This is a genomic window from Chromohalobacter sp. HP20-39 (assembly GCF_033052815.1).
GTDB lineage: Bacteria > Pseudomonadota > Gammaproteobacteria > Pseudomonadales > Halomonadaceae > Chromohalobacter.
On record NZ_JAWHTP010000002.1, the window covers coordinates 90,866 to 112,919 of the forward strand.

Annotated in this window: 16 protein-coding genes; 5 read left to right on the top strand and 11 right to left on the bottom strand. The window is 58.2% G+C overall.

The genetic code is table 11. From position 1 onward, the window contains the following. Positions 1 to 70: 70 nt before the first annotated feature. Entirely contained in the window at positions 71 to 961 is an 891-nt protein-coding gene (locus RVY79_RS04005) for a nuclease-related domain-containing protein (RefSeq protein ID WP_317462740.1), read from the top strand. 15 nt (positions 962 to 976) lie between these two features. On the opposite strand, the gene RVY79_RS04010 is transcribed toward RVY79_RS04005, so the two are convergent. From RVY79_RS04010 to RVY79_RS04035, 6 genes are all read right to left on the bottom strand, one after another. After that, positions 977 to 2,020, bottom strand: a complete 1,044-nt coding sequence (locus RVY79_RS04010) for a LacI family DNA-binding transcriptional regulator (RefSeq protein ID WP_317462741.1) — start codon at positions 2,018 to 2,020, stop codon at positions 977 to 979. 105 nt (positions 2,021 to 2,125) lie between these two features. Further along, a complete protein-coding gene (locus tag RVY79_RS04015) occupies positions 2,126 to 3,232 on the bottom strand; it encodes a sn-glycerol-3-phosphate ABC transporter ATP-binding protein UgpC (protein ID WP_317462742.1) in 1,107 nt (368 codons plus the stop codon). A 56-nt stretch (positions 3,233 to 3,288) separates the two neighbouring features. Continuing rightward, positions 3,289 to 4,902, bottom strand: coding sequence for an alpha-glucosidase family protein (locus RVY79_RS04020; RefSeq protein WP_317462743.1), 1,614 nt, complete (start codon positions 4,900 to 4,902; stop codon positions 3,289 to 3,291). A 38-nt stretch (positions 4,903 to 4,940) separates the two neighbouring features. Then, positions 4,941 to 5,783 (bottom strand): carbohydrate ABC transporter permease, encoded by an 843-nt coding sequence (locus RVY79_RS04025; protein WP_317462744.1) that lies wholly within the window; start codon positions 5,781 to 5,783, stop codon positions 4,941 to 4,943. Continuing rightward, positions 5,780 to 6,754: a sugar ABC transporter permease gene (locus RVY79_RS04030; RefSeq protein WP_317462745.1), complete on the bottom strand. Its 975-nt coding sequence runs from the start codon at positions 6,752 to 6,754 to the stop codon at positions 5,780 to 5,782. The genes RVY79_RS04025 and RVY79_RS04030 overlap by 4 nt, the downstream gene beginning before the upstream one ends. A 13-nt stretch (positions 6,755 to 6,767) precedes the next feature. Further along, positions 6,768 to 8,027: an ABC transporter substrate-binding protein gene (locus RVY79_RS04035; RefSeq protein WP_317462746.1), complete on the bottom strand. Its 1,260-nt coding sequence runs from the start codon at positions 8,025 to 8,027 to the stop codon at positions 6,768 to 6,770. Positions 8,028 to 8,347: 320 nt separating this feature from the next. Here RVY79_RS04035 and RVY79_RS04040 point away from each other — a divergent pair, with 320 nt between their 5' ends. The 4 genes from RVY79_RS04040 (at position 8,348) to ugpC (ending at position 15,716) form a co-directional block, all read left to right on the top strand. Beyond that, a complete protein-coding gene (locus RVY79_RS04040; RefSeq protein WP_317462747.1) occupies positions 8,348 to 9,862 on the top strand; it encodes a carbohydrate porin in 1,515 nt (504 codons plus the stop codon). 188 nt (positions 9,863 to 10,050) lie between these two features. Next, positions 10,051 to 12,789, top strand: coding sequence for an HTH-type transcriptional regulator MalT (gene malT / locus RVY79_RS04045; RefSeq protein WP_317462748.1), 2,739 nt, complete (start codon positions 10,051 to 10,053; stop codon positions 12,787 to 12,789). Positions 12,790 to 12,927: 138 nt separating this feature from the next. Then, positions 12,928 to 14,604, top strand: a complete 1,677-nt coding sequence (locus RVY79_RS04050; RefSeq protein WP_317462749.1) for an alpha-amylase family glycosyl hydrolase — start codon at positions 12,928 to 12,930, stop codon at positions 14,602 to 14,604. Then, positions 14,592 to 15,716, top strand: a complete 1,125-nt coding sequence (gene ugpC / locus RVY79_RS04055) for a sn-glycerol-3-phosphate ABC transporter ATP-binding protein UgpC (protein ID WP_317462750.1) — start codon at positions 14,592 to 14,594, stop codon at positions 15,714 to 15,716. The genes RVY79_RS04050 and ugpC overlap by 13 nt, the downstream gene beginning before the upstream one ends. Positions 15,717 to 15,814: 98 nt before the next feature. Here the strand turns inward: ugpC and RVY79_RS04060 are convergent, their stop codons facing one another. The 5 genes from RVY79_RS04060 to malE all read right to left on the bottom strand — a co-directional run bounded on the left by RVY79_RS04060 (position 15,815) and on the right by malE (position 22,044). Then, entirely contained in the window at positions 15,815 to 16,717 is a 903-nt protein-coding gene (locus tag RVY79_RS04060) for a MalM family protein (RefSeq protein ID WP_317462751.1), read from the bottom strand. Between the two features lie 99 nt (positions 16,718 to 16,816). Beyond that, complete coding sequence (locus tag RVY79_RS04065; RefSeq protein ID WP_317463228.1) at positions 16,817 to 18,088, bottom strand: maltoporin; 1,272 nt, start codon at positions 18,086 to 18,088, stop codon at positions 16,817 to 16,819. 266 nt (positions 18,089 to 18,354) lie between these two features. Beyond that, positions 18,355 to 19,245 (bottom strand): maltose ABC transporter permease MalG, encoded by an 891-nt coding sequence (gene malG / locus RVY79_RS04070; RefSeq protein WP_317462752.1) that lies wholly within the window; start codon positions 19,243 to 19,245, stop codon positions 18,355 to 18,357. A gap of 10 nt (positions 19,246 to 19,255) precedes the next feature. After that, positions 19,256 to 20,827 carry a maltose ABC transporter permease MalF gene (gene malF, locus RVY79_RS04075; RefSeq protein WP_317462753.1) on the bottom strand — a complete coding sequence of 524 codons (1,572 nt, stop codon included), beginning with the start codon at positions 20,825 to 20,827 and terminating at the stop codon, positions 19,256 to 19,258. Between the two features lie 53 nt (positions 20,828 to 20,880). Further along, on the bottom strand, positions 20,881 to 22,044 hold the full coding sequence (malE, locus tag RVY79_RS04080) for a maltose/maltodextrin ABC transporter substrate-binding protein MalE (RefSeq protein ID WP_411161704.1): 1,164 nt from the start codon (positions 22,042 to 22,044) through the stop codon (positions 20,881 to 20,883). Between the last annotated feature and the right edge of the window lie 10 nt (positions 22,045 to 22,054).

Sequence of the window (22,054 nt, forward strand, 5' to 3'; positions counted from 1 at the left end):
CATCGCCGATCTCCGACAAGCTGGCTAGAATGGGGGTTCATGTAACACCTTCTTGACCAGGATGACCGTAATGGTTTGGCTGGAATACGTACTACCGATCATTTTTCTCGCCCCGCTCGGCGCCACCGCACTGGTCGTGCTGGCCCTGCGCCACCTGGAAGACGGGGCGCTGACTTCGCCCTATGATGGACACACCTTGCGCGAACCGGCGCAGTCACTACGCGACCGCCTCGATCGCGCCTATGCCGCGCTGTTTCTGGATGGCGCGCTGGGGCCCATCATCACCCTGGCGCCACTGGTCTACGGCATGGGGCGCATGCTGTTCGCCAACCAGCATAGCTGGCTGGAATGGGCGCTTTACGGGCTGTTGACCACCTTGTTGGCGTTGGTGCTGTGCTTTCGCTTGATTCGTGACGTCCAGCGCATTCGCCGCCTCAAGCTGGGCCTGGCCTGCGAACTGGCCGTGGGGCAGGAATTGGAGCGTTTGATCCGTCCGGAGGCGCATCCATATTTCGTATTCCACGATGTGCCCACCGACAGCGTCGCCATCGACCATGTCGTGGTCACCCCGCATGGCGTCTTCGTGGTCGAGGTGAGCGCCCGGACACCGCCGTTGGATATCACGGGCGAGACCCGCACCCAGGTAGTCGTCGCCGGGCAACGCCTGCGCTTTCCCGGCTGGCGCGAGCGCCAATCCCTGGCACACACACGGATGGCCACGAGCTGGTGCCGCCAATGGCTGACCCGCCATTCCCTGGGCAATGTCGCCGTGCAAGGCGTACTGGTCCTGCCCGGCTGGGATGTGGAGATCGACGAGCCACCCAGCGAAATCATGGTGGTCGATGGCCAGGGGCTCGCCGAACTGCTCAATCACACCTCGCTACAACCCATGGATGACGCCACGCACCAGCGCGTGGTGCAGGCACTCGACCAGCGCGTCAAAGGCAGCCTCCAGCCGTAATGATAAGGTGAGGCGCTAGGGGGAGGTTTCACCAACGATCAGCTGGGTCGCCAGGCAATGATCCTTCATGGGGGTAAGACCCAAGACCATCGAGGCTGCCAAGCGTCCCTTGGCAACGCTATCCTGGCGTACCGTAGTGAGCCGCGGCGCACGGTACTGCCCCTCGGCAATACCGTCGAATCCCGTAATGCGTAGATCCTCGGGGATGCGTAAGCCACGCTGCTCGGCCAACGTCAATACGGTCAGGGCAATACGGTCCGACATGCACAGCAGCAGGTCGGGGCGCTCATCGTCGGGTAGATCCAGAATCTCGGCGATAACCGGAGCGCACACCTCGTAGATGTTCTCCTCGATGTTCCACATCGGCACCGTGGTCGGGTCGATACCGTACTCGGCCAACGCCTCGTAAAAGCCGTTCAAACGTAGGCGAGTGATCGTTTGCGACTCTTCGTACAATGGTTGGTCGATAATACGGCCGTTGCAGGGCTCGGCCGTCAGGCGCAGGTTGATGATCGCTGGACGCCGAGGCCTTTGGCGCAAGGTATGTCGTGCAATGTTGAGACAAGCAAACTGGTTGTCGATGTGCACCGAAGCATGCCCGGCTATATCAAAGTCCACCGCCATCAGCGGCTTCTGGCTCGGAAACTGTTCCAGCATCCGCGGATCAGCCACCAGACCATAGACGATGAAGCCATCGGCCATGCTGGCCGACTCCAGGCGCGCGCCTTGACGAGCGGGGAGCAACAGCAGGGTATGCCCGTGGTCATCAACTACCTCAGCGACACCCGCGAGAAATTCACTGGCCACCGCATCGTTCAAGTTGTAGGTGAGACTTTCGGCAAGCACCACCGCAATGATACGCGAGCGCCCGGTACGCAAGCTGCGACCTCGCGCGTCAGGCCCCGTGTATCCCATGGCACGCGCCTCGCTCAGGATGCGTTCGCGTAGCTGTGGCGAAAGCTGGTCCGGGCGATTGAAGGCGTTGGAGACCGTGGCGGTAGAAACCTCGAGCCGAGCGGCCAGATCCTTGATGGTGATGCGGCGGTGCGATGGAGTCACGGCGAATCTCGTCAGAATCGAACGCAGGCAGCATACCTGCCTGCTCCGACACTCTCTAGCACGAAAGGCGACTCAGCCGAATGGGTCGCCCTCATGCCAGCATGCTCAAGCGGCGTCACGTGTGCCTATCAGTGCCAATGCGCAACCACCACTGTCGAACAGATGCACATTGGCAAGTGACGGCACCAATGCAGCACGTTGCCCGATTTCCCAACGACTAGGAGCCTCGCTGCGGTGAATCAGCAGCTCGCCGCCCTGGCCGGAATCAAGATAGACATAAACCTCGTTCCCCAGGTATTCGACGTTGACGATTTCGAAAGCATTATCGCCTTGGGGTTCATCCAGGCTCAGATGCTCGGGACGAATGCCGAGCGTCAATTTGGCGTTTGCGGCAAGACCCGCAGCATTCTGTGGCAGAGTCAGTTCACCGATGCCCGGTAGGCTGATACGACAACCATCGGCATGACTCTCACGCAATGTGGCGGACAAGAAGTTCATCGTCGGTGAGCCGATGAAACCAGCAACGAAGCGCGTTGCGGGGCGCTGGTACAGCTCCTGAGGACTGCCGACTTGTTCGATGTGCCCACCATTCAAGACCACGATCTGATCGGCAAGCGTCATCGCCTCGACTTGATCATGGGTGACATAGATCACCGTTGAGCCCAGGCGGTGGTGTAAACGCGCAATCTCATTGCGCATTTGTACGCGTAACGAGGCATCCAGGTTGGACAACGGTTCGTCGAACAGCAGGATGCGCGGCTCGCGGGCCATCGCCCGCCCCATGGCCACGCGCTGACGCTGCCCACCGGAAAGCGCCTTGGGTTTACGATCCAGCAATTCTTCGAGCTGCAAGATACGCGCTGTCTCGAGGACCCGGTCGCGCACCGTCTGCTCGGCTTTCTTGGCCAACTTCAGTCCGAAGGCCATGTTCTCGTAGACCGTCATGTGTGGATACAAGGCATAGGACTGGAAAACCATGCCTACCCCCCGCTCGCGAGGCGGCAGGTCGTTGACCAGCGTTTCGCCGATCTTCAGCTCGCCGTCGCTGATCGATTCCAGCCCAGCGACCAGCCGCAGCAGAGTCGACTTACCGCAGCCCGAAGGGCCGACAAAGACCACGAACTCACCATCAGCAATCGTGAGATCGACATCTTTGATGATATGCGTATCGCCAAACGACTTGTTGAGCTTGTTGAGCGTCAGGCTTGCCATGGAAAGTGCTCCTGGCCGGCGCCTTGGCGCCGGCGGCATATTTCGTCCAAAGAAAATCAGTCAAGGCGCAGATAAGCCGCCTGATAGGCCGGCAAGTGCAAACGGTCGTGTTCCAGCCTTGCTGTGAAACCCGGTGCATCGAGCAAAGAGCCCTGCTCGGGCAGGTGACAATCACGTGCTTGGCCGCCAAGATTGAACACACACAACAGGCGCTCATCGCCATGCTCGCGCACGAAACCGAGCAGTTCATTCCCGATATCGATCAGTTGTAGGTCGCCGCCGACCAGAGCCGGATGCTCGCGACGAAACGCGATCAGCTCGCGCACGCTGCTGAGCAATGAATCGGAGCGAGCCTGCTGACGTGAGACGGCACGCAGTAGGTGGCGGGTATCCACCGGCAACCAAGGCTCGACACGCGAAAAACCACCCTGGATATCATCGGTCCAGGGCATCGGAGTACGACAGCCATCGCGGCCTTTAAACTCAGGCCACAGGACCTTGCCGTAGGGATCCTGGATGCGCTCGAAAGGCACCTCGGCCTCGGGCAGGCCAAGCTCCTCACCTTGATAAAGGCACACACTGCCTCGCAATGATAAGAGCATGGCCAACGTGACCTTGGGATACGCCTCGGGATCCTCCTCGGCCCCCCAGCGCGTGGCGCTTCTCACCACATCGTGGTTGGACAATGCCCAGCAAGGCCAGGCATCTCCCGCCAGCCGCTGGAAGCGCTCAATCACCTCATGAATGTAGGCCGGGGAGCGCGGTGCATTAAGCAAGTCGAACGTGTAGGCCATGTGCAACTTGTCACCACCTGCGGTGTACTCAGCCATGCGCTCGAGCGGGTTATCGTCACCGATTTCCCCAACCGTGGTGGTGCCCGGATACTCATCCATCAACGCACGCAATTGCTTGAGGAAGTCGAGGTTTTCGGGACGACTTATGTCATGGACATGACACTGCCACGTATAGGGGTTGGCCTCTGGCGCGCCCAGAGTCTTGGCATCGCCGGGTTCGAGGGCCGGATTGTCGCGCAGTTCGGCATCATGGAAATAGAAGTTGACGGTATCCAGACGGAAGCCATCGACACCAAGTTCCAGCCAAAAGCGCATGTTATCGAGCTGAGCGTCACGTACTGCCGGATTATGGAAGTTGAGGTCCGGCTGTTCGATCAGGAAATTATGCAGATAATACTGACGACGGCGCGAGTCGAATGTCCAGGCCGAACCGCCGAAGATCGACAGCCAGTTGTTGGGTGGCGTGCCATCGCGCTTGGGATCAGCCCAGACGTACCAATCGGCGCGGGCATTGTTGCGGTCGCAACGGCTTTCTTGAAACCAGGGATGCTGATCCGAGGTATGGCTGATCACCTGGTCGATAATCACCTTCAAGCCCAGCTCATGGGCACGCGCGAGCAGCGTCTTGAAGTCCTCGAGGGTGCCGAACATCGGATCGACGTCACGATAATCGCTGATGTCGTAGCCGAAATCCGCCATCGGCGAGGTAAAGAAAGGCGACAGCCAGATGCCATCGACACCGAGCGAGGCAACATAATCCAGCTTCTCGGTGACACCCGGCAAATCGCCGATACCATCGCCATTGCTATCCAGAAAGCTGCGCGGATAGATCTGATAGATGACACCGCCGCGCCACCAGGAGGTGTTGTCTTGCATGTTGTTTTCCTTGATCGAATGAAACTCGGGAATGTGGGTTAGCCCTTGACGGCACCGGCTGTCAGACCGGAAACGATACGTCGCTGGAAGATCATCACCAGAATGACCAACGGCACCGTGACAGTGACAGAAGCCGCCATGATCGGTCCCCAAGGCAACTCATGCTGGCTTCCCCCGGAAATCAGCGCGATCGCCACCGGTACAGTGCGTTCCTCGCTGGTGAGGGTAAACGTCAGGGCGAACAGGAACTCGTTCCAGGCGGCGATGAAGGCCAGCAGGCCGGTGGTCGCCATAGCCGGCCACATCAATGGTAGAAATACCTTAGTAATAGTGACCCAGGGACTCGCGCCATCCATGATCGCCGCCTCTTCGAGTTCCATGGGTAGCTGGCGCATGAAGGTCGTTAGCACCCAGACAGTAAAAGGCAGGGTGAAGATGGTATAACTCAGAATGAGTCCACCCGCGCTGTTGTAGAGGTTAAGCACGCGAATCACCTCGAACAGCCCGGAAAGGACCGCCACTTGAGGAAACATCGACACGCCGAGCACCACCATCATCACCGTCGTCCGCCCCCGAAAGCGCACACGCCCCAAGGCATAGGCAGCGGTAACGCCCAGCAGCAAGGCGATAGCCACCACACTCACGGCGACGATGATCGAGTTGATGATCGCCTGGACGAAACTTCCTTGGGAAAAGATTGTGATGTAGTTACTGAAATCCACGCTGTGCAGCCAATAATCGACCTGGAACAATGCACTGGAAGGTTTCAGTGACGTTATCACCGCGTAGTAAAAGGGAAAGATGGCGTACACCAGCAAAATCGCTATCAACAACCAGAACCCGATACGTTTGATAAGGGACTTCGCGAGTTTGGTATTCATGCATCACCTCCCAACTGACGACGGCCCAGATAGAGATAAACCACGGTGACCAAGGCGATGATCAAAAACAGCATGGTCGAGGCGGCGCTGCCGTAGCCCACATCCTGAAACTCCACCAGTTGCTGACGCGCGTAGATCGACATCGTCATAGTGTTGGTGGAATTGGATGTCAGCACGTAAATCACATCGAACACGCGAAGCGCATCCAGCAAGCGGAAAATGACCGCCACCAGCAACGCCGGCGTTATCAGTGGCAATGTCACGCGGAAAAACACTCTAATCGGGTGGATGCCATCGACTTCGGCCGCTTCGTAGCAATCCTGGGGTAGCATTTGTAGCGCGGCCAGCACCAGCAGCGCGACGAAGGGGATGGTCTTCCACACATCGACGATAATGACCGCCCACATCGACAGGTCAGCACTAGCGGTCCAGGCAAGCGGCGAGTCGATCAAGCCCATCGTCATCAACAAATGATTGATGATTCCGAACTGGTCATTGAGCATCCAGGCCCACATCTTGGCCGATACGATGGTCGGAATGGCCCAGGGAATGAGCACTGCGGCACGCACCAGCATGCGCCCCTTGAACTCGGCATTGAGGATCAAGGCGACGATAATCCCGAAGACCGTCTCCAACGAGACCGACACGGCACTGAAGAACAACGTGTTCCACACCGACTGCCACCAGGCGGGGTCAGTGAGCAGGCCATACCAGGCGCCTTGGTAATACACCAGATAGTTTTCGAAACCGATGAAGTTGGCGCCACCGGTATTCGCCAGCGAGGCATCGGTGAAACTGAAGTAAAAGGTCCGTACAAGCGGCCAACCGGCGACCAGCACCAAGGTGACAAGCATCGGTACCAAGAACAGCCAGGCCGCACGCACGCGTTGACGGCGTACCTTGGTACCCCGTTGCACGCCCCGACGCGCTGGCGCCGGGGGCGGAGTTGAAAGAGAGTCGCTAGTGGTCATGGCAAGCCTCGGGTTACCAGCGGCGGCGCTTCATGCGCTCGAGTTCGTCCTGCAGTTGCGATACCGCCTGTGTGCCGTTCATGCTGCCGGAAAGCACATTGTGGGCGGCGTTAAAAAAGGCATTACTGACCCGGCCGTACTTTTCGCCAGTTGGCGCCGAGGGGCGTGCTACGGCATTGGTAAACGTGTCATACAGCTTGCCGAAGAAGGGAACTGCAGCCAGAACTTCTTTATCCTGGTAAAGCGACTTGATGGTCGGGTTGTAAGCACCTGCGATAGCCCGACGCTTCTGTTCGGCCTCGGACGTCAAGAACTTGACCAGATCGACAGCCAGCTCGGGATTATTGCTGTATTTGGACACCGCCAGGTTCCAGCCACCCAGCGTCGCGGCACTGCTTCCTTTGGGGCCATGCGGCAGCATGGTCACGCCAACCTTGCCCTGCACATCGCTACTTTCGCTCTGCGCCAGCGCCCAGGCATAAGGCCAGTTGCGCATGAAGACCGCATTGCCGGACTGGAAGACGCCACGCGCTTCTTCCTCGGTATAGTTGAGTACGCCCTTGGGAGAGATATTACCGATCCACTCGGCGGCCTGATCTAGCGCGGCCGCCGCACGTGGGTTATCGATGGTAATTTCACCCTGATCATCGACGATGCTGCCACCGCCGTAGCTGGCGACCCATTCCAGTGCGTTGCAGGTCAACCCTTCATAAGCGCGCCCCTGAAAGACATAACCCCACATTCCATCCTTGCCGGCCTGGCGTTCACCTTGTTGAATGACCTCGGCAGTAGCCGTCATCTGCTGCCAGGTCTCGGGTACCTCGCGGTCATATTCGTCGAGCAGATCCTTGCGGTAGTAGAGCACCCCGGCATCAGTGAACCACGGCATCGCCACCAGCCGTCCATCGACGGTATTGTTATCGACGATCGTCTGAAAATGGCCATCAGCAATGCCCTTGCCGCCTATCTCTTGCAAGTCGACCAAATGGTTCGCAAGTAGCCCTGGCCAGACCACGTCGATCTGCATGACGTCGATATCGCCGGACTGGGCCGAGAGAATCTGCTGATAGAGCGATAAGCGTTCGGTCGACGAATTGGGGGTCGAGATCACGGCAACACTGTGACCGGTTTTTTCCTCCCACGCGGCGACACCCTGCTTGCACAGGGTCAGCTCGGCGCCGACAGCACCGCAGGAAATGGTCAGATCGGCGGCGTGAGCCTGGCCGACGGCGGCGCCGGCCAAGGCGATGAGAGGGATCAATTGACGTATCATGGCGCTAACCTCCGAGATGGTTGTTGTTATCCGGATAAGAGATAGCCTTTCCGGGTAATATCGATGGAGCGGGTTAAATCGCGAACGAATCTTAAACGATTAAGTTCAAGAAGATTAGCCGCCGTTGCAACTCCCAACAACCTAGACTTTGGTGTAAAGAAACATCCCCCATCGAGACGTGATAGACATTGGTCGAAATAACGTGATTGGGATTTTGAAGGCATAGACTTAAACGTTTAAGTTCATGTCTTGCGAGGCATGACCAAAAGCATTGAATTTGGTGCATCGCATCGACAACAACCACAACGGGAGTCAAATACATGCCCCTTTCACGCCTAATGGCTCGCTCACCGCTAGCCATCGCTGTCACCGTCGCCGCTATGGGCACCGCCGCCACGGCCAATGCCGATATATCATCCGCAGAACTGGAAGCCCGCCTGGCCGCGCTAGAAGATCGCGTCGCCGCCGCCGAGCAACGTGCCGCTGCCGCCGAGAAACGCGCCGAGCGGGCAAAGGCGGCCCTGCAAGCCCTCGACGATCCCGATCTGGAAAAACGTTTGACCGATGTCGAGGCCCATGCCGATGGAGACTTGGGCCTATCGCTCAATGCGTATGCACGCTCCGGGTTACTGCTCGACGAGCATGGCAAAAGCGCACCGGGAGGCCCCTATCTAACGCCGGCCGGCGGCACTGACGGTGCAGTAGGCCGTCTGGGCAATGAGCCGGACACCTACGTCGAGACCACGCTCAATTACAAACAGCGCTTCGATAATGGTGCGCGCTCACATTACCGCGTCATGATTGCCGACGGCGTCACCACCAGCAACGACTGGACTGCCGAGGAGTCAAACCTCAACGTACGTCAGGTCTACGCGCAATTCAGTAATCTGCCGAGTTTTACCGGCGCCTTCGAGGACGCCAAGATCTGGGCTGGCAAGCGCTTCGACCGCGACAACTTCGATATCCATTGGCTCGACAGTGACATCGTCTTTCTCGCCGGTACCGGCGCCGGGGTTTATGACGTTCGCCTCAACGACGACTGGACCAGTAACGTGTCGCTCTACGGGCGCAGTTTCAGCGACTTTCCTCTTGTCAGCCGCGAAAATCCCGGCCTCACTGGCGATACCGACAACCTGATCTTCACGCTCAACAATCACATCGGCAACTGGCAGTGGATGGTCAATGGCCTCTCGGCCAACGACAACGACCAACGTGCCACCGGAAACGCTGCCAATGCAGCGGACACCGGCTTTCATACCATGCTCGCCTATCACGGCGACGACTTCTTCGGCCTCGGCAAGGGTAGCTTCAAAGCAGCAGCGCTGCATGGTCGCGGGCTAGGCGCCGAGGTCAAGGCACTGGGTTCCGATGGTAATTTACTTGACGAGGCGCAGACTACGCGGCTGGCGCTCTATGGAACGACCTACGTGGCACCGCACTGGCGTCTGGCGCCAGCGGTCCTCGCCCAGCACAGCACGGATCGCTATGCGCCTGGCGACAGCTATGACTGGGCAACCTTCAATGCCCGTCTCGCCAATGAACTGACAGCGAACTTCGAAATGCAGTACGAAGCCAGCTACCAATGGATGGACCTCGACCCACAAGGCTACAACGGCAACAGTGCCGTCGACGGTGCCTATACCAAGCTGACCGTAGCACCCACCTTCAAGCCCGAGGTTGGCGGCTTTTGGCAGCGCCCGGAGATTCGTGTGTTTGCTAGTTGGAGCGACTGGGACGAAGAACTCAACGGCTTCGCCAGTGGCGATGCTTTAGGCAACGACACCTTCACCGGTGGTGAGTGGACCTTCGGTACACAGATGGAAATCTGGTTCTGAATCGACACCATCTCCTGGCCAATGCCCCAGCTACCATGGCTGGGGCATCAGATTTCACCTTCATCAGATATTCGCAATACCTGACTCACCTCTAGCACCATGGTCTAAGAGCGCTCACATCACATGCGATAGCGCGCATAATCAATGCTCATATTAAACGTTTAAGACGCAGGCAGGCGAGGTGTCCCTTGAACGCCCACAGCCCCCATGAGCCGCAGCCGTTGATCGATGAAAAGCTCGCGCCACCGCCACTACCCCCGGTAGTGGTTGCACGACCGCGGCTCAATGATCATTTCATACTCAACGAGCAGGTACGTCTGCTAGTGCTGCAGGCTCCCCCCGGCTATGGCAAGACCACATTGGTCACGGAGCGCTTGCCCGCGCTGCAACAACCAGCTGTATGGCTGCGCCTGGATAATCGCGATAACGATCCCACACGCTTCACCCGCTACTTCGCGGCGGCCTTGAGAACGCTATGTCGTGAGCACTTAGACATCGAGTTGCCCAACGTCACACCGACCTTTCCCTTCAGTGAAGCCATCGAGCACTGGCTGTCGGCGCTACCTGACCGAGCCCCATCTTGTCGGCTAGTGCTTGATGAATGTGAACATCTCGACGATCCCGAAATCCTGGAGGGGCTGCGCTACTGGCTCAAGCATCAACCGCGCTGGCTAACACTCACCGTTCTCTCGCGCATTCAGCCAGCGCTTGGCTTGCCACTATTACGCTTACGGGGCGAGCTTGAGGAGGTCACGCTTGATGCCCTCGCCTTCGACCTCGAAGAAGCTCAAACCCTGTGCGCAGAGCAACTCGCCTTTCCTCCTTCCCGAGTCAGCCTTGAACGTGCCATGCGGCGTGTCGAAGGATGGGCTATGGCGCTTAGTTGGCTAGTCGAACGTACGACCACACGAGCCAGCTTCGACGCCTTGCTCGAACGCCTCGGTGGAGACCATCCCGATTTTGTCGCCTGGTTCGACGAAATTCTCGCTGATAGCGTCGATGATGCAGATCGCCACTTATTGCTACAGCTCGGCGTATTATCCCGCTTCTCACCAGAACTCGTGGCACGATTGCTCGATGGCGGCAACCTATCACAACGCCTGGAGGCACTGGAAAACGCTGGGCTTTTCATTCATCGCCAGGACCCTCACGATCAGTGGCGGCATTTTCATCCCCTGTTCGCGGGCTACCTGCGCCATCGCCGTCATGAGCTTAGCGTTGCCACCCAGCGCGAACTGCATCATCGCGCCGGCGAGGCCTGGCTAGCCTTAGGCGATCCCGCTCTGGCACTAACCCAAGCAATCGAGGCCGAGGCGCCCGATACCCTAATTACCTTACTTACGACACATGGCCCACATCTGCTGGCCAACGGCCACTTTGCCTTGATAGCACGCGCACTAGGCGCACTAGGCGAGCCCAGAATCTGTATCTCTCCACGTTTGACGCTCATTCATGGGTGGGTCAACCACGCCCAGTACCAGTTCATTGAAACCGACCGAGCCATTCGTTGGGCCGAAGCACAGCAGGATGAACCCACCTGGCAGGAACTCGCCGCCGAATTTGCCACCCTGCGTGCCCAACTAGCCATCAACCGTGGTAACGCCGAACAGGCCGCACCATTGGCCGAGAGCGCCCTGGCGCTGCCGGCTCGCTACCTGGCCGCCACACCAGTTTCGGCAAGCGCTATACTCTGCGAGGCACGCTTTGTGCAAGGCCAACTCGAAGAGTCCCTAGCGCGCGTCAAGAGCGTAACACGCGACGCCCAGCGCCTCGGCGACGATCAGCTTCACTTGTGGTCCCTATGTCATCAGTCCGAAACACTCGTGGCTCAAGGACGCCTGCAAGCTGCCTATGATACGCAAGAGCGGGCCTTTTCACTGCTCACGAAACGCGAACTGGAGCACCTTCCAGTGGCCGAGTTCCTGTATCGTATTCGCAGTCAAATACTCTGGGAATGGCATCGCCTCGATGAATCGGAGCAGGCCGCATTAGCGGGTATTGCAGTGCTTGATACTCAAGGCGAACGCTGGACACTACAATGTCATATCAGTCTTGCCAAAGTCTCCCAAGCCCGGGGGGATAAGCCCCAGTGCGCCGATCATATCCGCCGCCTGCGCAAGATCCTCACCGAGGGCGACTACCATATCGACTGGCGCGCCAATGCCCATGCCGCTCTTCTGACTTGGTGGCGTTCTACCAATGATTACGATGCCATCGCCCATTGGCTGGAGGACGCGCCTTCCGTCGAGGTCGAGAATGCTTGCAACCATTTTGCCCAGTGCAACGGGCGCAACCATGTTCGGGCTTTAACTCTGCTCGGCCGTCACGATGAGGCACACACCCTACTCGAACAGCTCAATACACAGGCCACACACTTTGGATTAATCACCGACGCTAACCGCAACCGTATTGGTCTCGCTGATCTCGCATGGCAATCCGGGAATCATATTGCGGCGCTTGACCATCTAAGCACCGCCCTCGATCTGGCCGGACGTACCACTTTGACGGGCAGCTTTCTACGCCTCGGCCACACTCTGGTCGAGATGCTGCAGGCGTTGCTCGCCGAACGCGAGCTTGACACCTTGACTCGCCCCCGGGCCGAGCGGCTATTAGCCCTGGCTAGCCAACAGCGTGATTTTGGCAATGCTGTACGGCTCATGCTCGACGAAACGGTGATCGCGGATATCGTCTCCCGCCCCAACGTTCCTGAATTGATCCGCACCTCGCCACTGACTCGCCGCGAGTGGCAAATTCTTGGGCTAATCCACGCCGGGCTGTCCAACGAACAGATCGCTGAACAACTTTCGGTCGCCCCAACTACCATCAAGACTCACATTCGCAGCCTCTATCAGAAGCAAAACATCCGTCGCCGCGAAGAGGCCATCACCCTCGCTGGCGATTTGCTCTCTCGCATTGCGGGGGCGTGACACCTCCTCCCCCCGCCTACGCCTGCACACTCATCACCGGGAGGATGCCCATTCTGCCGGAGCTCGCCACCATGGAAACCGATAATATGACCACGCCCACGCGCGTCGGCGCTGCGGCCTCGAAAGGACACCAACAACATGACAGCAACTTCCCACATCATAGGTAAACACGGCCAAGACTGGTGGCGCGGCGCAGTGATCTATCAGATCTATCCACGCAGTTTCATGGATAGTAACGGCGACGGCATCGGTGACCTGAAAGGTGTGCTCAAGAAGCTCGACTACATCGCCTCCTTGAACGTCGATGCGATTTGGCTCTCGCCTTTCTTTACCTCGCCGATGAAAGACTTCGGCTACGACATCAGCGATTACCGGGCAGTCGATCCGATGTTCGGCACGCTGGAAGACTTTGACCGACTCGTGGAAGCAGCTCACGCGCGTGGGCTAAAGGTCACCATCGACCAAGTACTGTCGCATACCTCCGACCAGCATGCCTGGTTCGTTGAAAGCCGCGAAAGCCATGACAACCCACGCGCCGACTGGTACGTATGGGCCGACCCGCAATCCGATGGTGCGCCACCCACCAACTGGCAGTCCATCTTCGGCGGTCCCGCCTGGCAGTGGGATACCCGGCGCTGCCAGTATTACCTGCACAACTTCCTGGCCGAACAGCCTGATCTCAATTTTCGCAACCCCCGGGTCATAGAGGCGATCCTTGAAGAAGTGCGCTTTTGGCTGGAACGTGGTGTCGACGGCTTCCGGCTCGACGCGATCAATTTCTGCACCCATGGCGCACTAAAAGACAATCCTCCTCGAGAAGAATTAGTCGAAGGATTCATTGGTGTACGCCCAGACAACCCTTATGGCTTTCAGCAACATTTGTATGACAAGACTCAGCCCGAGAATCTAGATTTCCTCGAGAGGCTACGGGCGCTCCTCGACGAGTACCCCGGGACTACCAGTGTGGGTGAAGTAGGAGATGACGACTCGCTGGGTGTGATGGCTGAATACACGCAAGGTGGCAAGCGCTTGCACATGGCCTACTCCTTCGATTTTCTCGGTGAACGCCACGATCCCGAATTTCTGCATGACACTCTGACGGCCATGGAAGCACGTATCGGCGATGGCTGGCCATGTTGGGCCTTAGGCAACCATGACGTAACCCGCTTGGCCACACGCTGGGATGCCGAGGACGACAAAGCAGCGCTACGCTTGTACCTCGTGTTTCTACTCACCCAGCGTGGCAGCGTATGCCTCTATCAAGGTGAAGAGTTAGGCCTGAATGAGGCCGAGCTGACTTTCGAGCAACTGGTCGACCCTGCCGGCATCACCTTCTGGCCAACCTATAAAGGGCGCGATGGTTGCCGTACTCCGCATCCCTGGCATGCCGACCTCCCGCATGCCGGTTTCAGCCACGCGCCTCCCTGGCTGCCGGTACCGCAAACCCATCAGGCACTCGCCGTCGACCGCCAGGACAACGATCCAGACTCATTGCTCAACGCCTATCGAGATTTCCTGGCATTCCGCCGCACTTTGCCGGCGCTGATCAAGGGCGAGGTCCAGCACCACCCGGTCCGCAACGGCGTGCTCTGCTTGGAACGTCGCCATGGAAAGGATGGCGAGCGCCTCCTGATCGCTCTCAATTTCGCCGCCGCACCACGCGAGCTAAAAGCACCCTATTCAGTCACGGCAATCGATGAAGCACCCGCTTGGATCGAGGGCCGCTGGGCCGATGGCACACTTAGCTTGCCGGCACACGGCATCGCACTTGGACGCTGCACGGACAACGAGGAGAGCGCACCATGGGACGTGTGACCCTTGAAGGAATCGGCAAGTCTTACGGCGACACCGAAGTCTCTCATGACATCAATCTCACCATCGAGGATGGCGAGTTCGTAGTCTTCGTCGGCCCTTCGGGATGCGGCAAGTCAACGCTATTGAGGATGATCGCGGGGCTGGAGGACATCACCACCGGCGAAATGTGCCTCGATGGCGAGCGAATCAACGAGATTCCCCCTCAGGAGCGCGACATTGGTATGGTTTTCCAGTCCTACGCGCTTTACCCACACATGAATGTCGCCGACAACATGGCCTTTGGCCTCAAACTCTCGCATACGCCCAAGGAAGAAATCCGCCGAAGCGTTGAGCATGTGGCAGAGACGCTACAACTCACCGAGTTGCTCGAGCGCAAGCCCAAGGATCTTTCAGGCGGTCAACGTCAGCGAGTCGCCATCGGACGCACCCTGGTCAAAGAGCCCGCCGTCTTTTTGTTCGACGAGCCGTTATCAAATCTCGATGCCTCGCTGCGTGTCGAGATGCGTGTACAGATCGCTGAACTGCACCGGCGACTCCGCGCGACAATGATCTATGTCACCCACGACCAAGTGGAAGCAATGACCCTGGCTGATCGCATCGTGCTGCTTTCCAGCGGGCGCATAGCCCAAGTCGGTGCACCGCTTAGCCTCTATCATTTTCCCGAAAGCCTTGAAGTCGCCGCCTTCATCGGCTCACCGCGCATCAACACGCTGCCGGTTACCGTGATCGAACCCGGCACCACACGTACCTTGGTACGTTTGCCCAATAACCAGACCCTGGCCGTCGCAGTGGATGGCAGCACCCTCGAGCCCGGCGACACCGCCACATTGGGTATACGAGCGGAAGATTTCGTCAACGAAAAGGCCGAAGCGACCCTTGAGGCACGGTTGACGGTTGCCGAAAAATTGGGTTATGAAACACTCGCCCACTACCGTGTCGAGAGCGCATACGGCCCTGTGACGCAACGTTTGGACGGCTTGGCCGTCCTCGACGATGGCCCAACCACCACACTGGGCTTGGCTGGCCAATGCTGTCATCTGTTTGGCCCCGATGGACGAGCCTGCCCTCGCCAGATCGAGCTACCCAGCATCCCTGGCGGCACCCACGCTTGACCATATGCACATAGCGCCGACGCACCGACCCAGCGGCCAGGGCGTCACGCATAACACATGTAAACGCGACGAGCAGCAGGCTCGCCTGCTGCTCGTTATCAGCGACGTTTCAACTGCTCGGCGAGCCAATCGCGAGTTCCAGCTTGCCCGGCCTCTTCAGCGCGTTCAGCGAGCTCCATGGCAAGGGCAATATCGCCGGCCGCCAAGGCAGCCCGGATCAAGCGATGAAAATCGAGCCCTTCTAACCCCCTCGTCGCCGTGGCAGTCGGCATCTGATGAGTCGCTTGAGAGGGTGCCGTCACCACTTCATTCTCGCTCTCATCGACGAATAGCGGTGCCAATACCCCCGTCGTTTCACCGAGTGGGCGCAGCATGACACGCACTTCGCCGATAGCGCGGTGGGCAGCAATCGGGTTGGCCACCGGGGGGACGGCCAAATGACGCGCACGGGCCTGAAGGCGTGCCGGGTGCAGCAACTCGGTGATCGCTTGCAACGCCTCATCGCCCGTCGTGATCACAACCCGATCGGCGTTCCTACCCGGCGACACCGAGAACCCCAGCGTCAAACGGTTTCCCCAAAACCCTTGTGGGGTCTGATACTGGAACGCCGACCAATCGAAACGACGCTGGACACGCCCCTGAGCATCGAGCAACAGTACCTCCGGGGCAAACACGTACGGCTGCCCTTCGGCGTCACGTCCCACCAGGCTGGCTAGACTCACCCGTAAAGGGCCTTGTCCTTTCGGTAATTCCAGAACATGAAAAGGGGCTTTGCCTTCCGCAAAGACATGTACCGGCGTATCGGGTCCAAAACGCAGCGTCAAAGACTGGTCGGCAGACACCGCTGTCGTCGGCAAGCTCCCCAAGTCTGCCGTGCAACACTCAGACGTACTCGCCAGCCAAGTATCATCGGTAGGCATGGAAGGCAGTGTGGCGGAAGTGGCACAGCCGGACAACAGAACTGCACAGAGGGAAGCCGTAGCCAAGCGGGGAACCAACATCGCGATCTCCTTGTAAAAACGCCGGTCCCTAGATTTTTTGAACAAAACCTAAAAGACCGGCCAATAAACGATCGAACTATCACGATCTATGCGTGACTGTTACCACCAGGCTTCCATCTGCAGACCGTAGGTCATTCCGTTATCTTCTAAATCATCAACCGACTCGCTGGCAGCGTTATAGTCTTCACCGTTCCACTTGGCATAGGTGACAAAAGCACGCACGACAGGACGCGCGAAAGCTCCACGTCCGGCTGACCACTGCTGGGCCAGGGTCAGTTTGGTCAGGTGGGCCGTTTCACGGCTGTTATCCTGAGGGTCGACTCGATCATAGCCCAGCTCCATGGCGGTACTCATGGTGTCGGACCAATAATACGTGGGGCGAAGACCCGCCGAAGTCCAAGTTTGCCCTTGGCCATTGTCGAGGTCGCGGTCCTCATAGATGGCCGCATAAAGCATGTCGACATTAGGTGATAAGTTGACCAACCCATGGTCGAGGACGCGCATCATATCTCCCTCGGGCACCGAGGAGGCAGTATTCGACTTGCCGGAGCTACCGATAGCGCCATCCTTGCCATACTGCACAACGAATTTGTTATAGCCACCCAGCCAGTTACCCTGAACATGCTCCAGCGTCACCAAGTGTCCCTTTTCAGGGTCAACGTCCGCTTCTTCCTGCGCATCGGTAAGATTGGCCGCACCGTAGTCATAGCCAATCTCCAACTCACCACCGGGGTTCGTCTTGAGGCCCGCCAATCGGATATCGAGGGTATCGTTGGCTAGATTCTGATCGCTATCCGGAAAATCCTCATCAGTACTGCTATTGCGCAGCCACGCTACGCTGAGTCGCCCGAAACCCAGGTCGATGTTTTCAATACCACCACCAGGCCCCGAGACATCCCAATAATAGAAGTCATTCATATGGATGTCGTGACGCTGATAAAAACGCTTACCTGCCCAGACGGTGGCATTGGGTAGCGCCTCGATCACCCCCGTCGCTTGAACATTGAGCTGGCGTAAGGCGAGTGTGTTGCCATCCGAGCTTGAGCTATCCAGCCCCTCGAAGTCATTGCCTTGCTCATTGACATAGGCAACTAAGCTATCGAAGTAGAAACTTTTTCCATCCTGCTCATAGAGGGTCGAGCCTAGCCCTAGCTCACCATAGGTCTCGCACTCATTACCCAAGCGATACTTGGCTGGTGCCCCCGCTGCCTGAAAACAAGCCTGATCACCACCGCCCGCGGTCGCCCCCACTCCAGAACGGCCATAGCCATGAAAGTCGACTTCAACCGCCTGCGCCGTGGCAGACGTCGCCAGTGCCACGGCGGCCGCTAGCGTGGAGAGCGTATATGGCGTGAAACGTGAGAGTCGCATGTCGATCCTCGTTTGTTGTTGTGTGGTTCCCTTACCCGAGCCGGGTGGCCGCCTCGAGTCTGTACGTCGCGTAACGCCCTGGAGCGTCGCCACCTCACTCTCGCCCAAATCTCGCCATGTTAAGCCCTCCCCACCACCCCCATACGGGGCGGGGCCTAGGGGCGTAGGGTGGGGGGTAAGCCTTTAGTAGCACCACCACCGAGTAGTGCTCATAAAAAGCCCCGCACAGGGCGAGGCAAAAAAGAAGCAAGCAACAGCAAGGGGTATCAGCCCTTGACGCCCCCCGCAGTCAACCCCCCCACGATCCAGCGCTGACAAAGTAAAAACGCCACGGTGATCGGCAATCCTGAAAGCACGGCGGCGGCGGCAAAGTCACCCCATCGCTGATTATGATCGGCTAGGTATTGCTGGGCGCCTACGGCCAGAGTCAGTTGATTCTCATCGAGCAACAACACAGAAGCCATGGGGTATTCCATGATCGACATAATGAAGGCGAGGATGAAGACCACCATCAGGATCGGCACCGACAATGGCAGCAAAATATGGCGGAACGCCTGCCAGGTACTGGCGCCATCCACCATTGCCGCCTCTTCCAGCGAACCATCGACCGACTCGAAGTAGCCTTTTATTGTCCAGATATGCAACGCCACGCCGCCCAATGAGGCAACGATAAGCGCCCCATGGCTATTGATGCCTAGCCAGCTTACGTACTGTCCAAGGCGATCGAACAACGCATATAACGCCACCAGCGACAACACCGGCGGGAACATCTGCAAAATCAGCATCCCCTTGAGGATCGGCGCCTTACCAGCAAAGCGCATCCGCGCAAAGGCATAAGCACCGGTGGTCGAGAGTGCGAGAATCAACAGTGACGAGATTACCGCGATCTTGACCGAGTTCCACAGCCATAACAGCACCGGAAACGGCGGCTGAACCATGCTACCGTCAGGACGCTCCCAAGGAATTCCCAACGCCAGCGCCCAGTGCTCCAGCGAAAAATCACGCGGAATCAAACTACCCGTGGCAAAGTTGCCCTCACGAAAGGAGATCGAAATAACCAATAACAGTGGGAAGACCACCAGAACCACGAAAGCCAGCAACGCTAGGTGGGCGGCTAGACGCCGCCTACGAATCGAACGGGGTTGAACCATAGGCATGGCGTCTCTCCTAGACCTTAACCTTGCTGAGTCGCAAATTGAGCAGCGAAAGCACCGCCACCACCACGAAGATCAGTGTGGCGATCGCCGCCGCCAATCCGAAGTTCTGTCCAGCATCCTGGAAGGCGATGCGGTAGGTATAGCTAACCAGCAAGTCGGTAGTCCCCGCTGGCGTACTCGCGCCGATGATATCCGGCGCCCCACCAGTCAGCAGGGTGATCAACACGAAATTGTTGAAGTTGAAGGCAAAAGCCGCGATCAAAAGAGGTGTCAGCGGCTTGATGATCAACGGCAACGTGATGCGAAACAGATTGGTCAGCGGACCGCCGCCGTCAACCGCCGATGCCTCGTAGAGATCACGCGGGATCGATTGGATCAGCCCCATACACAGCAGCAGCATGTAGGGATAGCCCAGCCAGGTATTGACTATCAGCAACATGGTTCGCGCCAGCCATGGATCGGTAAACCAGTCCGGGCTGATACCGAATAGCGCCTCGAGAATCAGGTTGATCTCGCCATACTGCTGATTGAACATGCCCTTGAAGATTAATATCGAAATGAACGCTGGCACCGCATAGGGCAGAATCAACAGCGTGCGATAAGTGGCTTTGCCACCCAACTGCTCCCACTGCAACAGCGACGCGAGCAAGAAACCTACCGCCAAGGTGAACACTACGGTCAATCCGGCGAACGTGAAGGTCCAGACGAAAATCTGCAGGAACGGCCCACGCACCGCTGGATCAAGCAAGACGCGCTCATAGTTATCGAGCCCCACCATCACCGGCCACCCCGGAGTGATGCGCTCGCCACTACCGGTAATGAAGAATCCGGTTTCCTGATTAGGTGTCAGCATCTCACCGGTCTGGCGGTTGGTAAGCGTGCCATTGTCGTTGGCCTGGTAGCGGGGCTGGATCGGCGCGAACTCACGCAGCCCCGCCAGGCGTAGCTCGGTACCGTCAGGCTTACTCAGGATCAAGCTGCCCAACGCCTGCCGATGCTCAATCGCTGCGCGTATACCCAGCTCATTCCCCTCGGGCGGGGCCTCGGCGGCTGTCAGTGCCAGTGTACCGGGAGGCGTAGCCAGATCCACCGGTTCGCTGACCAAGAGTGTGTCATCCGCCTCCGTCCCAGCAGTATCAAGCACCAAGCGTACCCGGGCCCCATCCGTGTCGAAGAGTGAGAAGCTGTAACTCTCACCTGGCACCTGATAGGTCTCGCCGAGCAACTGCTCACGTACCCTTTGTTCGCTAAGCAGGTTGCTCGAACTGTAATTGCTAAAGCTGATGCCAACCGTATAAAGCAGCGGAAAGATGACGAACACGCCCATCCCCGCCAAGGCAGGAAAAATGTAGCGATGACTCATCAGTTGCCGACGAGTAAAAACAATTGCCAGCGCCGTATCGAGCACCAAAAACAGCAGCGCAAACATCCATTGGCCATTGGCATAGAATCCCACCACCAGCCACATCAACGCCAGGACCAACAGCGCCATAAAGGTGCGCAGCGCCCAGCGAGTATAGCGCTCACGAAGACGCCGCGAGCGATGGCGAGGCAAGCCTCGCGAGGCGTTAGTCGTATACATGAAGCTCACCTGATGACGCCCCGCCCCGACAGGGCCGGGGCGAGAATGGAGGATTATTGAACGGCGTTACGGATACGCTCGGCAGCATCGTCGAGGGCAGCCTCCGGCGCTTGACGCCCGCTACCGATGTTCTGCAGCGCCGGCTCCATTGCCGACCAGAACGCCCCCATCTCTGGGATGTTGGGCATCGGTTCCCCCACGCGTGCATTGGCCAGCGTCGCCGCGATCTTCGGGTCTTTTGCCAATGATTGCTGATAGACCTTATTGGCCACCGCCCCTAGCGAGCCATCACTGTTGAAAGTCTTCAGCCCTGCGCGAGTCAGCAGATAATTCTCAAGAAACTCGGTCGCCAACAGCTGATTAGGTGAAGCCGAATTGATCATGGCCGTCATCACCCCGAACATCGGCTTGGCACGCTTGTCACCGACCCTAGGCAGAAGCGCCACTCCAAAATCGATACCGCTGCGTTCAAGGTTGCCCCACGCCCAAGGGCCACTGATCATGGTCGCGACCTCCCCCTTGTTGAAGCGGGTGTCCATGATGTTGTAGTCGGTGCCTTCCGGCAGTACACCGTTCTCGATCAACTCGCGCAGCCGCTTGGCCCCTTGAACCGCACCCTCATTGTTCACACCGATGTTGCTGACATCGTATCCTGCGTCGGTGCGCTTGAATGGGTAGCCCCCATTGGCGGCCAGCAGCGGCCAGCCGTAATAGGGCTCCCCGTAGTCAAAAAGGATCGCCTTCTTGCCTTCCTTGGCGAGCTTTGCATCCAGTTGGGCTAGCTCGTCAAAGCTCTGCGGCGGCTCATCGACCAGATCCTTGTTATAGATCAGGCCGATGGACTCTACCGAAATTGGGTAACCATAATTCATTCCATTCCACTCGGTAGCTTCCCAAGTGAAGTCGAAGTAACGGTCACGGAAGGCGTCTTCCGGCTTGATCGGCGCGATCAAACCGCTTTGCGCCCACTCGCCGAGCCGATCATGGGCCCACATGACAATGTCTGGTCCTTGACCACTACCCGCCGCCTGCGGAAAACGATTGGTCAGATTGTCAGGATTGACGATATTGACTTGAATACCAGTATCGGCCTTGAACTGTTCAGCGAGCTGACGAATGCCCTCCGGCCCCTTGTTGTCACCCATCCAAACAGTCAAGGCATTATCCTCGAAAGCTAGTGCGGGTAACGCGACGGTGCCTAGCGCCAGCGCGATCATCGAAACGGTA

Bases quoted from the DNA above. Each gene is read 5' to 3' on its own strand.
- malG (WP_317462752.1), bottom strand. From the start codon at position 19,245: ATGCCTATGGTTCAACCCCGTTCGATTCGTAGGCGGCGTCTAGCCGCC.
- RVY79_RS04065 (WP_317463228.1), bottom strand. From the start codon at position 18,088: ATGCGACTCTCACGTTTCACGCCATATACGCTCTCCACGCTAGCGGCC.
- RVY79_RS04015 (WP_317462742.1), bottom strand. From the start codon at position 3,232: ATGGCAAGCCTGACGCTCAACAAGCTCAACAAGTCGTTTGGCGATACG.
- RVY79_RS04050 (WP_317462749.1), top strand. From the start codon at position 12,928: ATGACAGCAACTTCCCACATCATAGGTAAACACGGCCAAGACTGGTGG.
- RVY79_RS04040 (WP_317462747.1), top strand. From the start codon at position 8,348: ATGCCCCTTTCACGCCTAATGGCTCGCTCACCGCTAGCCATCGCTGTC.
- RVY79_RS04005 (WP_317462740.1), top strand. From the start codon at position 71: ATGGTTTGGCTGGAATACGTACTACCGATCATTTTTCTCGCCCCGCTC.
- malF (WP_317462753.1), bottom strand. From the start codon at position 20,827: ATGTATACGACTAACGCCTCGCGAGGCTTGCCTCGCCATCGCTCGCGG.
- RVY79_RS04035 (WP_317462746.1), bottom strand. From the start codon at position 8,027: ATGATACGTCAATTGATCCCTCTCATCGCCTTGGCCGGCGCCGCCGTC.
- malE (WP_411161704.1), bottom strand. From the start codon at position 22,044: ATGATCGCGCTGGCGCTAGGCACCGTCGCGTTACCCGCACTAGCTTTC.
- RVY79_RS04060 (WP_317462751.1), bottom strand. From the start codon at position 16,717: ATGTTGGTTCCCCGCTTGGCTACGGCTTCCCTCTGTGCAGTTCTGTTG.
- ugpC (WP_317462750.1), top strand. From the start codon at position 14,592: ATGGGACGTGTGACCCTTGAAGGAATCGGCAAGTCTTACGGCGACACC.
- RVY79_RS04030 (WP_317462745.1), bottom strand. From the start codon at position 6,754: ATGACCACTAGCGACTCTCTTTCAACTCCGCCCCCGGCGCCAGCGCGT.
- RVY79_RS04020 (WP_317462743.1), bottom strand. From the start codon at position 4,902: ATGCAAGACAACACCTCCTGGTGGCGCGGCGGTGTCATCTATCAGATC.
- RVY79_RS04025 (WP_317462744.1), bottom strand. From the start codon at position 5,783: ATGAATACCAAACTCGCGAAGTCCCTTATCAAACGTATCGGGTTCTGG.